13 protein-coding genes are annotated in these 13,401 nt (G+C 46.5%); 11 read left to right on the forward strand and 2 right to left on the reverse strand.

Annotation, left to right across the window (positions count from 1 at the left end; translation table 11 throughout):
* The first annotated feature begins 12 nt into the window (after positions 1 to 12).
* The 4 genes from LRL21_RS16280 (at position 13) to yidD (ending at position 3,616) form a co-directional block, all read left to right on the forward strand.
* Positions 13 to 891, forward strand: a complete 879-nt coding sequence (locus LRL21_RS16280) for an aldo/keto reductase (protein ID WP_240416863.1) — start codon at positions 13 to 15, stop codon at positions 889 to 891.
* Positions 892 to 1,086: 195 nt separating this feature from the next.
* The gene (murA, locus tag LRL21_RS16285) at positions 1,087 to 2,388 is read left to right on the forward strand and encodes a UDP-N-acetylglucosamine 1-carboxyvinyltransferase (RefSeq protein ID WP_240416864.1); all 1,302 of its coding nucleotides are present in this window, start codon (positions 1,087 to 1,089) and stop codon (positions 2,386 to 2,388) included.
* A 91-nt stretch (positions 2,389 to 2,479) separates the two neighbouring features.
* Positions 2,480 to 3,289: an inositol monophosphatase family protein gene (locus tag LRL21_RS16290; RefSeq protein WP_240416865.1), complete on the forward strand. Its 810-nt coding sequence runs from the start codon at positions 2,480 to 2,482 to the stop codon at positions 3,287 to 3,289.
* 108 nt (positions 3,290 to 3,397) lie between these two features.
* Positions 3,398 to 3,616 (forward strand): membrane protein insertion efficiency factor YidD, encoded by a 219-nt coding sequence (gene yidD, locus LRL21_RS16295; protein WP_240416866.1) that lies wholly within the window; start codon positions 3,398 to 3,400, stop codon positions 3,614 to 3,616.
* Between the two features lie 318 nt (positions 3,617 to 3,934).
* Here the strand turns inward: yidD and LRL21_RS47345 are convergent, their stop codons facing one another.
* Positions 3,935 to 4,105 carry a hypothetical protein gene (locus tag LRL21_RS47345; protein ID WP_476703982.1) on the reverse strand — a complete coding sequence of 57 codons (171 nt, stop codon included), beginning with the start codon at positions 4,103 to 4,105 and terminating at the stop codon, positions 3,935 to 3,937.
* Positions 4,106 to 4,328: 223 nt separating this feature from the next.
* Between LRL21_RS47345 and metG the strand changes: the two genes are divergently transcribed.
* From metG to LRL21_RS16325, 6 genes are all read left to right on the forward strand, one after another.
* Positions 4,329 to 6,386 carry a methionine--tRNA ligase gene (gene metG, locus LRL21_RS16300; RefSeq protein WP_240416867.1) on the forward strand — a complete coding sequence of 686 codons (2,058 nt, stop codon included), beginning with the start codon at positions 4,329 to 4,331 and terminating at the stop codon, positions 6,384 to 6,386.
* A gap of 58 nt (positions 6,387 to 6,444) precedes the next feature.
* Positions 6,445 to 7,524 carry a Gfo/Idh/MocA family protein gene (locus LRL21_RS16305; protein ID WP_240416868.1) on the forward strand — a complete coding sequence of 360 codons (1,080 nt, stop codon included), beginning with the start codon at positions 6,445 to 6,447 and terminating at the stop codon, positions 7,522 to 7,524.
* 172 nt (positions 7,525 to 7,696) lie between these two features.
* Positions 7,697 to 8,665, forward strand: a complete 969-nt coding sequence (locus LRL21_RS16310) for a metal ABC transporter substrate-binding protein (RefSeq protein WP_240416869.1) — start codon at positions 7,697 to 7,699, stop codon at positions 8,663 to 8,665.
* A gap of 43 nt (positions 8,666 to 8,708) precedes the next feature.
* Positions 8,709 to 9,494, forward strand: a complete 786-nt coding sequence (locus LRL21_RS16315) for a metal ABC transporter ATP-binding protein (protein ID WP_420832454.1) — start codon at positions 8,709 to 8,711, stop codon at positions 9,492 to 9,494.
* 32 nt (positions 9,495 to 9,526) lie between these two features.
* Positions 9,527 to 10,330, forward strand: coding sequence for a metal ABC transporter permease (locus LRL21_RS16320; RefSeq protein WP_240416870.1), 804 nt, complete (start codon positions 9,527 to 9,529; stop codon positions 10,328 to 10,330).
* A 41-nt stretch (positions 10,331 to 10,371) separates the two neighbouring features.
* Positions 10,372 to 11,082 (forward strand): cytochrome c biogenesis CcdA family protein, encoded by a 711-nt coding sequence (locus tag LRL21_RS16325; protein ID WP_240416871.1) that lies wholly within the window; start codon positions 10,372 to 10,374, stop codon positions 11,080 to 11,082.
* On the opposite strand, the gene splB is transcribed toward LRL21_RS16325, so the two are convergent.
* Positions 11,079 to 12,140, reverse strand: coding sequence for a spore photoproduct lyase (gene splB / locus LRL21_RS16330; protein WP_240416872.1), 1,062 nt, complete (start codon positions 12,138 to 12,140; stop codon positions 11,079 to 11,081). The two genes, LRL21_RS16325 and splB, sit on opposite strands and share 4 nt — an antisense overlap.
* Positions 12,141 to 12,380: 240 nt before the next feature.
* Here splB and mntR point away from each other — a divergent pair, with 240 nt between their 5' ends.
* On the forward strand, positions 12,381 to 12,803 hold the full coding sequence (gene mntR, locus LRL21_RS16335; protein ID WP_240416873.1) for a transcriptional regulator MntR: 423 nt from the start codon (positions 12,381 to 12,383) through the stop codon (positions 12,801 to 12,803).
* Positions 12,804 to 13,401 lie beyond the last annotated feature (598 nt).

Consider the following 13,401-nt stretch of genomic DNA (forward strand, 5'->3'; position numbering starts at 1 on the left):
AGGAGCGATAAAATGCAGCAGCGAAAATTAGGAAGATTAGGCTACGACAGCTCTGTGGTCATGTTCGGAGCAGCAAGTTTGGGAGCTGTCACACAGGAGGAAGCAGATGCGTCCATTGCTTATGCGCTGGATCATTATGTCAATCATTTTGACACAGCCGCAAGCTATGGGGAGGCAGAGCAGCGGATGGGGCCCTGGATGCCCAAGATCAGCAAGGATATCTTCCTCGCGACAAAAACGGGTGAGCGTACCAAAGCGAAGGCCAAGGAGCAAATCTATCGGTCCTTGGAACGGCTGCAGGTGGATCGGGTTGATTTGCTGCAGCTTCATGCTGTAGGGACGATTGAAGAGCTGGACAAGTGTACGGCAAAGGGAGGCGCACTTGAGGCATTGCTGGAAGCTAAGGATGAGGGAATTATTGGAGCTATCGGGATTACAGGTCATGGACATCAGGCACCGGTTACCCATTTGGAGGCGCTGCGGAGATTTTCGTTTGAAACCGTGCTGCTTCCTTTGAACTATGTTCTGTATTCGCTTCCAGAATATCGCGAGGGCTTTGATCGACTGATGGAGGAAACGACTAAACAAAATACGGCACTACGTGTCATCAAGGCGATCGCCAAGGGACCCTGGGCTGAGCATCAGCAGCGTGGCTATGCTACTTGGTATGAGCCCTTTGACAACCAGGAAATCATTGATGCCTGTGTGCATTTTGTGCTCTCTTTTCCAGCTATATCAGGTTTTGCGACGGCTGGCGATGTACATCTATTTCCGAAAATCGTCGATGCAGCAGAACGGTTTGGTTCGATGAACGATGAACAGGCAGCTCGGATTTTAAGTGCCATAAGCGATTATCACTCGCCTTTCGGTGCACCGACCTCGATCGGTTGATGCTCATATCATGCCAAGATTATTAAAGGATGGGGAAGCAAATTCCCGATCCTTTTTTTTTACGGATAAAACTGTATTTTGTCATGGATATAGTGTAAAATGACGGTAGTCACTAAGACAATGGAATTTAGGTGAAGATTCGCTTCACCGCATGTTAGCTAAGTTCTAAACTCCATGTGGAAAGTAGGAAATGAAGTGAAATTTATTCAAGTGCAAAAATCCGGTGCTCTAAAAGGTGCCGTATCCATACAAGGCTCCAAAAACAGTTCTTTGGCGCTGTTAGCGGCCACTTGCCTGGCAGATTCAGTAGTCACATTGGACGGCATTCCGAATATCGAGGATTTGCGCGTGATTCGTCAAATTGGTCAGGACATTGGACTATACATTGAACGACTGCCTTCCGGCGAGCTGCACATGGACCCGAGACAGCTGCACAGTGCTGTTATCGACCCGGGCAAGGCTTCGGCATACCGGGCTTCATATTATTTTGTAGGCGCCTTGCTGGCTAAATTCGGCAAGGTTACGGTAGGTTTCCCAGGTGGCGATGATTTTGTCTCGCGTCCGATTGACCAGCATATCAAAGCGTTCCGATTGCTCGGTGCTGAAGTTACTTTTCATCAGGACTATTATGTTGTTGAAGCAAAGGAGCTGCGCGGAGCCGACATTTATTTTGATATGATTACATCCGGAGCCACGATTAATGCGATGCTGGCTGCTGTCAGAGCAAAAGGCAAGACGCGTTTGATGAACGCAGCAACCGATCCTGAGGTTGTGGATACGGCCAACTTCCTGAACATGCTGGGGGCCAAAATTGTTGGTGCTGGTACAGATCAAATCCGTATAGAAGGCGTTCCTTATCTTAGTGGTGGCGTCTATCAGGTCATACCCGATCGTTTAATCGCGGGCTCTTTTCTCATGGCTGCAGGTATGAACGGAGGCAGTGTCACGGTAAGAAACGTAATTCCAGAGCATTTGGGTTCGTGCACGGCCAAGCTTCGCGAAATCGGGATTGAGATTGTCATCGATGATCAGAATATTACGGCGCATTCGTCCGGCAAGCTGCGAGCGACACGGATTCGAACAGGAATGTATCCGGGATTTGCAACGGATTTGCAGCAGCCTTTTACGGCATTATTGCTTCAATCACAGGGTAAAAGCATTGTTACTGAACGTGTATATCCGAAGCGATTCAGCCATGTGCAGCAGTTGAAAAGACTGGGAGCCCAGATTGAAGTGCGTAAGGAAAGTGCATTTATTAGAGGGGGCTTGCCTCTTCAAGGGAATTGGGTTCATGCAACAGACGTAAGAGCAGGTACATGTCTGCTGTTAGCTGGATTGGCCGCCGAAGGGACAACCCGGATCACTGGCATAGAGCATATACAGCGTGGCAATGAAAATGCGATAGAGCTGTTTCGCTCGCTGGGAGCCAAAATCTCATTGGAGCAAACAGACGAAGGAACAGGCCAACTCGAAGTACAGGCTCCATACATAGGATAAGCACCTCGCGGCTGTTACGGTTGTATTTATCTTTTTGAACAAATGAAGCTTTCAGTCGTAACGGGTGAAATGCGCAGAGGATGATGGAATAATGCTGGAACATACGCTTTTGAAGGCAGAAGAGGTTGCTGTAGCTGCTGCACGGGAAGCTGGGAATATTGCACGTCATTTTTTTGCTGAAGGTTGTCGTGTCGAAGAGAAGGGCGAGTTCAGTGATGTGCTGACTGAAGCTGACCTGAAGGCAGAGGAAGCAATACTGAAGCGGCTTCATCACGAATTCCCCGATCACCGGATTCATAGCGAAGAGAATGGGTGGTCGGGTGTGGACAGCGACTGGTTATGGCTGGTCGACCCATTGGATGGAACGAACAATTTTGCGATTGGAATGCCTTTGTTTGGAGTTTCTGTGACCTTAATCTATCGAGAGCAGCCCGTTCTTGGTGTAATTTACGATACGATGCAGGACAGGATATATGTGGCCAAGCAGGATCAGGGTGCAACTTGTAATGGTGCGGCGTTGGAGCTCCAGGTACGTCCTCTACCCAAGCGACTGACCATAGGGTGGATACAAGGCCATGCGGTGCAGAATCATGCAGAAGCTATTCGTTTACGCAGGCATGTGGAAAGCAGTTCCAAACGGATGCTGCGGCTGTGGGCACCTACCTTGCAGTGGAGTATGCTCGCAAGAGGGCATATTGACGGGATCATTTTGTACAATTCGGAAGGCGATGATCTATACTCCGGTTTGCTGCTTGTGCAGGAAGCGGGGGGCTTGATTATGGATTTCAAAGGGAATCCTTTTAAGGGAATGAATCCCGAGCCCTATCTGATTGCATGTCATGCCAGTCGCAAGGATGCATTGCTGCAAATGGTTTATGACGGACTATATACGCTTGCTTAGGCGGTGTGAGGATGTTACTTAGCGATTGATAAGGACTGTTGAGGGCATTAGCTCCCATACAGTTCTTTTTCAAGTCATTCATCAGGTGCAAGATTCGGAGGAGCGTATATGAAGGGCTTGCTTAAGGGAATGGTTCTGTTTTATCGTAAATTTATTTCTCCACTTAAACCGCCAACCTGTCGCTTTTACCCGACCTGCTCCCAATATGCCTTGGATGCCTTGGAGCTGCATGGACCTGCTAAAGGTTCCTGGCTGGCGGTTAAAAGAGTATGTAAATGCCATCCTTTTCACCCAGGTGGTATTGATCATGTTCCACCTAAATCGTAGTTGATCGTCATTCGGCTGAACGGTATTGGCATTGCAAACATTGTATTAAGGATGCTTATCGGCCTTTCTCTTTTTTGAAAACACCTAACAGGCCAAGTGTCAATAGCGAAACACAACCTACGACCATCATCGACAAAATCATATATACGAAATCCATCATATAATAATCACCTCTTCTTATCAGTTTATTACCTAAGTATTACCCAATATTAGAAAGAAAAGTGCGTACTGATCAAAAATATTATAGGTGAACGACGCAGCTTCACGACTCATGGACTTACGGGCTTGACAGTCGATGTTTTGTTAGTTATATTTGGCTTAATCTATAATTGTCAATCCGATGAATGGAATAGTACTTTGCAGAGTGTCATACAGAGAGCCGGGGAAGCTGGAAACCGGTTGACCGAAGTAAGGGAAGATGGCCCAGGAGGATATGATGGTGAGCAGCAGCAGCTTGTGATCAGGCAGGCTCTGTATGTAAGCTGTCATCGTAGTTCCGGCGTTAACGGAAAGTCGCAACATGACTTACTGAGCCTTGATGATCCGGATGTATCGGATTGTGGGGGAAGTTGGGTGGTACCGCGTGAGCACAAGCTCTCGTCCCAAGCTGGACAGGGCTTTTTCTGTTTTTTTACGAAGTCAGTTTGTTTTACAAACAAGTAGATGCTTACGAAGTCAGTTTTCTACGAAAACTTTTAGGAGGGCAAACCAAATGTCGAATAAACAAAAAACGTTTTACCTAACCACCCCGATCTACTACCCAAGTGATAAGCTGCATATCGGTCATGCCTACACCACTGTCGCGGGGGATGCGATGGCCCGTTATAAAAGACTGCGCGGCTACGATGTCATGTATTTGACAGGCACTGACGAGCATGGGCAAAAAATTGAGCGTAAAGCGCAGGAAAAAGGTGTCACTCCTCAACAGTTTGTAGATGAGATTGTTGGTGGCATTCAGGAGCTGTGGGGAAAGCTGGATATTTTCTACGATGATTTTATTCGTACAACTGAGCCGCGTCACAAGCTGTCGGTGGAGAAGATTTTTGCTCAATTGATGGAGCAGGGCGATATTTATTTAAGTACCTATGAAGGCTGGTACTGTACGCCCTGCGAATCGTTCTTTTTGGAGAACAAGCTCGTTGACGGCAAATGTCCAGACTGTGGTCGCCCTGTAGAGCTGATCAAGGAAGACAGCTATTTCTTCCGGATGAGTAAATATGCGGACCGACTGCTTGAGTACTATGAGCAGAACCCGGATTTTATCCAACCCGAATCGCGTAAAAATGAGATGATTAATAACTTCATCAAACCAGGTCTGGAGGATCTGGCGGTTTCTCGTACGACCTTTGATTGGGGAGTCAAGGTGCCCGGCGATCCGTTGCATGTCATCTATGTATGGATCGATGCCTTATCGAATTATATAACAGCACTTGGTTACGGGTCAGAGGATGATGCCAAATTTAAAAATTACTGGCCTGCAGATGTACATCTCGTCGGCAAAGAGATTATTCGCTTTCATACGATCTACTGGCCCATTATGTTGATGGCGCTTGACATTCCATTACCCAAAAAGGTGTTCGGACACGGCTGGCTGCTCATGAAGGATGGCAAAATGTCCAAATCCAAGGGCAACGTCGTAGATCCGGTTACTCTGATTGACCGTTATGGACTGGATGCACTTCGTTATTACCTGCTGCGTGAGGTTCCATTTGGCTCAGACGGCACATTCACACCTGAAAGCTTTATTGAACGGATCAATTTTGATTTGGCGAATGATCTGGGTAATTTGTTAAGTCGTACCGTAGCGATGATCGAGAAGTACTTTGACGGTATTCTGCCCGCTTATGCAGCTGGAGCTACCGAATTCGACACGGTTCTGCTGGACACGATAAGCCAGGCAGCCATTAAAGTAGAAGAAGCGATGGAGAAGATGGAGTTTTCCGTAGCGTTGAGTGAAATATGGAAAATGACCAGCCGCACCAATAAATATATCGATGAAACCCAACCTTGGACTTTAGCCAAGGATGAGAGTAAACGTGACGTTCTGGGATCAGTCCTGTACGTGCTGGCAGAATCGCTAAGGATATCCTCAGTAATGCTGCAGCCTTTCTTGACTCAGACTCCGCGTGGTATTTGGCAGCAGCTTGGGGTAAGCGAAGAAGCTCAGCCTGCCTGGGATACGATCCATACGTTTGGACTACTGCCGGCTGGTATTCGTGTAGCCAAAGGAGCAGCGTTATTTCCTCGACTTGAAGTGGAGAAGGAAGTAGCCTACATTGCAGAGGCTATGGGCGGAGGCGCAGCAGCCAGTACTGAAGGAGCTGGAGCAGAACAAGCGGCAGTGGCGGCAAAGGAGCAAGCTCCCAAGCAAAACGCCGGCAATCAAACTTTTGCTGTTAAAGGATCAGCCACAGCGGCCCCAACGACAAGTACAGATGAAACGGCTGCGGAAATTTCCATCGATGATTTTTTCAAGGTCGAGCTTCGTGTTGCAGAAGTATTGGCTGCTGAACCGGTCAAAGGGGCTGATAAGCTGCTGAAGCTTCAACTGGATCTGGGAACCGAACAGCGTCAGGTCGTATCGGGTATAGCGAAATTTTATACGCCAGAGCAAATGGTTGGACGCAAGGTGATCTGTGTCACGAACCTGAAGCCGGTCAAGCTGCGCGGCGAATTATCTCAAGGAATGATTTTGGCTGCATCTCACGGAGACCAATTAACATTGGCTACAATTTCTGATGCACTTCCTAACGGATCTGTGGTAAAATGAGGAATGTTCACGTTAACATTGTCCAAAGGAATCCCAATATCAGGAGGCATTCAATACGATGCAAAACAAAGATGGAATGAATTACGCCCCTCAGGGCAAACCGAATCCGGTTGTAGGTAAGGGAGAATTTCTTTTTGCTGCTGTTGCTTTGGATCATGGTCATATTTATGGAATGACTAATGGATTAATCGAAGCAGGTGCAGAGCTGGTTGCCGTTTATGATCCAGACCCTGCCAAGGTAGCCGCTTTTATCAGTAAGTACCCGCAAGCCAGAGCAGCCGCTTCCGAAGCGGAGATCTTGAATGATACTTCAATCCAATTAGTTGCAAGTGCGGCTATTCCATCGGATCGCTGCGCATTGGGACTACGCGTGTTGGATTCAGGCAAAGATTATTTTACAGATAAAGCGCCATTGACTTCTTTGGAGCAGCTTGAGCAGGCTCGCGCAAAGGTTAAAGAAACCGGCCGTAAATATATGGTGTATTACAGCGAGCGTCTTCATGTGGAAAGTGCTGTATTCGCAGGACAATTAATTGAGCAAGGGGCGATTGGCCGTGTTGTTCAGGTTATTGGCTTTGGGCCTCACCGCTTGAATGCTCCATCGAGACCGGATTGGTTTTTCAAATTTGACAACTACGGCGGTATTCTGTGCGATATCGGCAGCCATCAAATTGAGCAGTTCCTTTACTTCACAGGAGCTAAGGATGCAAGAGTAGTTAGCAGTAAAGTAGCTAATTACAAGAACAAGGATTACCCGGAGCTTGAGGATTTTGGCGATGCTACCCTTGTGGCTGATAATGGAGCAACCAACTATTTCCGCGTTGACTGGCTGACACCGGACGGTCTGGGTACTTGGGGAGATGGCCGTATGACCATTCTCGGTACTGAGGGATATATCGAAATTCGTAAATATATTGATGTTGCCCGTGATCCAAGCGGCAACCATTTGTATCTGGTAAATCAAGAGGGCGAAAAGCATTTTGCTCTGACTGGCGAAGTAGGCTATCCTTTCTTCGGACAGCTGATTCTGGATTGCATCAACCGTACCGAAAATGCGATGACGCAGGAGCATGCTTTCAAGGCAGCAGAGCTTTGTATCAAAGCACAACTGCAAGCGGAGCGCATTGAGACTGCTTAAGAAATTGAATAAGAATCTAAATTCAAAGCATCCTTCTGCGGACAAGTCCCGGAGGGGTGCTTTTTGTCGTTTAATCGTAATAATTATTAACAGTTGACAAGCCGAGGAAGTGGAACGTATAATCTAAACTGCTAATGAAAATTATTACGATTTACATAAAGGGGATTTTGAAATGTTTTTCGGAAAAAAATGGTTGTTCTCAATGATGATTATTGCAGGCTTGTCGGTAGTTATGGCTGGTTGCGGAGAATCCAAAGCAGCGCTTTCTCCAGATAAAATAAATGTTGTTGCCAGCTTCTATCCGCTCTACGATTTCACAAAGAAAATCGGTGGCGATCATGTGAATGTGATCAATTTGGTTCCGACAGGGGTTGAACCGCACGATTGGTCCCCCAAGGGACGCGATATGCAAAATATATCCAGAGCGCAAATGTTTCTTTATTTGGGCGCAGGCTTTGAAGGCTGGGTCGATGATACTTTGAGCAGCTTGCAGAAGGACACCAAAGTCACAGTGGTTGAGGCCAGTAAAGGTCTATCATTGATCGAAGCGGCCGAGGAAGAGGTGCAAGAGGCGAAAGGGAAAGCAGACAGCCATAATCACACCGCCACTGAACACGGTCATGTCGACCCGCACGTTTGGTTGAGTCCTCTTAATGCCAAGCAAATGGCACTTACGATCAAAGATCAATTGGTGCAAATCGATGCTGCTCATAAGGCGGATTATGAAGCGAATTATACTAAATATGCTGCCCAGCTGGATCAATTGCATAATCAATACAAGCAGGCATTAACGCCACTAACGAAAAAGCAAATCGTCGTAACGCATCAATCGTTCGCTTATTTAACGAAGGAGTACGGCCTAACACAAAAGCCGATAATGGGTCTGTCTCCAGATGCAGAGCCTACCTCCAAGGGACTTCAGGAAATCAATGAATTTATTCGAACGAACAACGTTAAATACATTTTCTTTGAAGAGCTCGTATCGGATCGCTTGGCCAAAACGCTTGCCAAGGATGCCAAGGTAGAGACGATGGTGTTGAATCCAATCGAGGGATTGACGGATGAGCAGACGAAAGCTGGGGCTGATTATATCTCATTGATGGAAGTTAATTTGAAAAATTTAATAAAAGCATTACAATAGAAGAAAGAGACAAGGAAAACCTGTGATAAAGGAGCTTGCACTTATGACTTCTATGGCTGCTGACCCCCGATGTCATCGTAGTATCATTGAGATTGATGATGTCGTTTTTTTTTATGAACAAAAAAAGGTGATCGAGCATCTGAGCTTCTCGGTATTGGAGCGCGATTTTGTTGGGCTTATCGGCTCTAATGGTGCAGGGAAAACAACGCTGCTCAAGATGATTGTTGGTCTCCTGAAGCCGACGCAAGGTGAAATTCGTCTGTTTGGTGAGCCGGTATCTTCTTTTAGCGATTGGCACCGAATCGGTTATGTACCGCAAAAAAACTCCTTTAATCCGCTGTTTCCGGCTACCGTCCGCGAGGTTGTACAGTCCGGCTTATACGGCAAAAAAAATATGTTCAAACGAATCAGTAAAGCTGAACAGCAAAAGTGCTCGGATGCACTGTATGCTATGCGGATTGAGGATTTAGCCGATCGCCGTATCGGTCAGCTCTCAGGAGGGCAGCAGCAGCGGGCATTTCTTGCCAGGGCTCTGATTAACAACCCTGAGCTCCTTATACTGGACGAGCCTACGGTAGGGATTGATGCCCAGACGCAGGCAGATTTTTTTCAAATGATCCGGCACATGCACCAGCAGCATCATATTACTTTTTTAATGGTATCTCATGATATGGATATGATACAATCCTATCTGGGTGCGGAGCCCGTAGATAAATGCGGCTCTTTGTCTTTTTATGTGAGGCATACGCACGAGCCGGAAAATTGCCTGGAAACCAATTTGACACATTCGATTCATAAGCTGCGTGAGCAGATAGAAGTTCCAAGTTAACAGATCGTCGCCAAGCTGGGAGAGGAATTTGGGTGGATATATTTTCGGAATATTTTTTTCAACGTGCTCTTATAGGCGGCTTACTGATCGGACTGACTGCGCCGCTGATGGGCATATTTCTCGTGCTGCGGCGGTTGTCCATGATTGGAGATACACTTGCTCATGTATCGATTGCAGGGGTGGCTCTGGGCTTTCTGATTAACGTGTATCCGATCGGAGTCGGGCTTGTGTTTGCTTTGCTGGCCTCCTTCGCAATAGAGCGTCTTCGTAAGGCCTACAAGACGTATGCGGAGCTGTCCATTGCCATTATTATGTCGGGTGGGGTGGCTATTGCTACGCTGCTGTTTACATTGGGCAAAGGCTTCAATATGAACGTGATGAGTTATTTTTTTGGCAGTATTTACACTTTGGATGCGACTGATTTATGGGTGGTTTTTGGGGTAACGGTTCTTGTGGTGGGCGTGATTGCGTTTAACTATAAAGAACTGTTTCTGATGTTTTTTGATGAGGATGCTGCTGGAGTCAGTGGATTGCCACTGCGGTTTTACAATATTATGATTACGATGATGACGGCGCTGGTAATTAGTGTCTCCATCAAAATAGTAGGTGCGCTGCTCGTATCCTCTTTGCTGACCATACCTGTAGCCTGTTCATTGCTTGTTGCCAAAAGCTTTCGCCATTCCTTATTTTGGGCCATACTCTTCTCGGAATTGGCTGTTCTCGGAGGCTTGCTGTCGGCGGGGTTGTGGGATCTGGCGCCGGGCGCTACAATCGTATTGTTCCTGATTGCACTGCTCATTATTATTTTGTTTATTAAAAGGGGTTTACGTTTATAGAATTTGTGAAAATGAACGGTTTGCTCTTGGGAGGTTAAGTATTGGAAGTTAATTTATGGATAGCCCTATGGGCTGGGTTCGCATCGTTTATATCACCTTGCTGCTTGCCGCTGTATCCGTCTTATTTGTCATATATTACAGGCATATCGGTTAGTGAACTCAAAAACGCGAATTCCTCTGCCGGTGTACGTAAACAAACGGTGCTACATACGTTATGCTTTATTCTCGGGTTTTCGATTATTTTCTATAGCCTGGGCTGGGGAGCTGGACTCGTTTCCAATTTCTTTGCTGACTACAAAGGCTTATTACGTCAAATTGCAGCATTGATGATCTTAATGATGGGATTATTCCTGTTGGGGATTTTTCAACCTCAATGGTTAATGAAGGAACGTAAGCTGCAGTGGAAGCTGAAGCCTGCAGGCTACTTGGGTTCTGTGTTGATCGGTATCGGCTTTGCTGCCGGATGGTCACCTTGTATTGGGCCGATTTTGTCTGCAATTCTCGCGCTGGCTGCAACCAATCCCGACTCATGGCTGCCGCTGATTACTGCATATTCGCTCGGATTTGCCATTCCTTTTCTTGTGCTTTCATTTTTCATTGGAACGACTAAATGGATATTACGCTATTCTTCGTTAATTATGAAAATAGGCGGGGGGCTGATGGTTGTTATGGCGATCCTGCTCTATACCGATCAAATGACGAGAATTACCATCTGGCTCAATCAAATTACCCCCGACTGGCTTAAATTTTAAGTGAAATAATCAATATTGGCATTCGGGAACTTATCGAATATCTGATCGGTAATAAACTCGCGCAAAGCATTGGCTTGTTCATCAGGGTACACATATTTGCCTTGACCATAACGACCCCATTTGTATTTGCGTTTGGTCTCATCAAGCTCCAGCTTGGTTTTGGGATACCGCTGCTCGATTACTCTTTTGGCGGTTTTCGTAAAACGGTGCTGGATCAGCTCAAAGCTCAAATCTGAGGTTGCTTCTTCGGGAAGCGCCTCTTTTAATTTCTCCAGCAGCTCCTGATAGCCAGCTTCCCAGCCCTCATGCCAAATAATAGGCGCAATAATAAAACCAAGCGGATAGCCGGCTTTGGCGACCTTGCCTGCCGCGGTGATGCGCTCTGCGAAGCTGGAGGTTCCCGGCTCAAAATTTTTGATTACATAGCTTGCATTGACGCTAAATCGGAACCGGGTATGTTTATTATGGTTTGCATCAAGCAGCGGCTCTACATGGTGAAACTTGGTTACAAAACGTAGTCTGCCAAGCGGCTCGTTAGCCATAAATTCAATCAATTCCTTCAACGAGCCGCCGATATGCTCAAGTCCGACAGGATCAGAAGTACAGGCTGCCTCAAACCGGGTAATTTCCGGTGCTCTTTCGTCGATATAGGCTTTGGCTGCTTTCAAAATATCGTCGGTATTTACATAAATCCGAATATAAGGTTTGGCACCAAGCGTTGTCTGAAGATAACAATAATGGCAGTGGGCCATGCAGCCTGTGGCTATTGGAATTGCGTATTCAGCGGAAGGCTTGGACTGTTCAAATTTTAACGTTTTCCGTATGCCTACAACAAGTGTTCTTTTGGCGATTTTGTATTTTTCCAGCTCGCTATCTCCCGGCAGATTTGTGATCCGATTGTGGGAGGTTGTCATGTGTATGGGCAGACCTTGCTGTTTGGCCCATTCCAGAATTCTTTGCCCTTTGGGGTAGTTAAGGGCGTCCGGCTCGAAATATACGAGTTCAGGAACAAATACTTTAGTTTGCCGTGGGCCTGGTGTTAACAGTTCGGTAGACATGGTACACCTCCTGAAAATTTGCAAGGAACGAGATGGCTGGCGCCAACACAATTGCGGAATTTTGCATAAGATATAGAGATTGATAGGTGGCCTGGCTTGCTTCGGTAATCTGGCTATGTTATAGTAAAAAGCGCTTATGATGACCTTAGTGTGCTTCTTATAGCTGTAATTCATTCTGTAAAAGTGGATTTACTTCTTGCATTCAAGCAGGGTCATTGATGATGTACGGGAGGAACATAAATGGCTACACCGAGCATGGAAGATTATTTGGAGCGAATTTATAAACTTATTGATGAAAAAGGCTATGCTCGCGTATCTGATATTGCTGAGGGACTAGAGGTACATCCTTCGTCCGTCACCAAGATGATACAAAAGCTGGATAAAGACAATTATTTGGTTTATGAAAAATACCGTGGACTTATTTTAACACCCAAAGGGCAAAAAATGGGTAAGCGACTGGTTGTCCGACATGACCTGCTGGAGCAATTCTTAACGCTAATTGGCGTATCCGAGGATACGATCTATAAAGATGTTGAAGGCATAGAGCATCATCTTAGCTGGGATTCGATTACCTGCATTGAAACCTTGATCGAATATTTTAATCGTGACCCCAAGCGCGGCGAAGATTTGATGAAACTTAAGAAAGAAATGGACGAGACCTGAGGTGAAGCAGTCCAGTGAGTATGTTCCGCTGCGCGACCGAAGTGTTCTTCCGATCGCTGTTGTTCATGGAATTCTTGATTGTATTAAACATTTATAGGTTGAATTCCATGAACAAGGCGAGCGCTCCGCTTCTCCAGAACACCACGGTCACTCCGCTTCGTACTCACTGAACTTCTTCTTGGTAAAAAGAAGAAATATGCAAAAAAAGCATCCGATAATTTCGGATGCTTTTTTTGCGTGCTTGCACAAGAATAGCGCAAGAAACCACACCACACCGCATATACTTACTTTTTATTACTAAGTTTGCTTTACCAAACGGGTACCTATGAATAAAAGGAGGGCGATACATAGCGGTTCTACCCAGCAGAAATAGCAGCTGCGCGAATCCCGCAGGGACAGCAAGGGCTGCGCCCCCGAGAACACGAAAGCACGGTCCAGCGAGCAGCCAAAGAAGCAGCAGTCAAGCGTGTCCCGCAGGGACGAAAGCGCCACGAGAACACGAAAGTACGGTCCAGCGAGCAGCCAAAGAAGCAGCAGTCAAGCGTGTCCCGCAGGGACGAAGGCGCCCCGAGAACACGAAAGCACGGTCCAGCCAGCA

This window comes from Paenibacillus periandrae (assembly GCF_022458865.1).
GTDB classification, from domain to species: Bacteria; Bacillota; Bacilli; order Paenibacillales; family NBRC-103111; genus Paenibacillus_S; species Paenibacillus_S periandrae.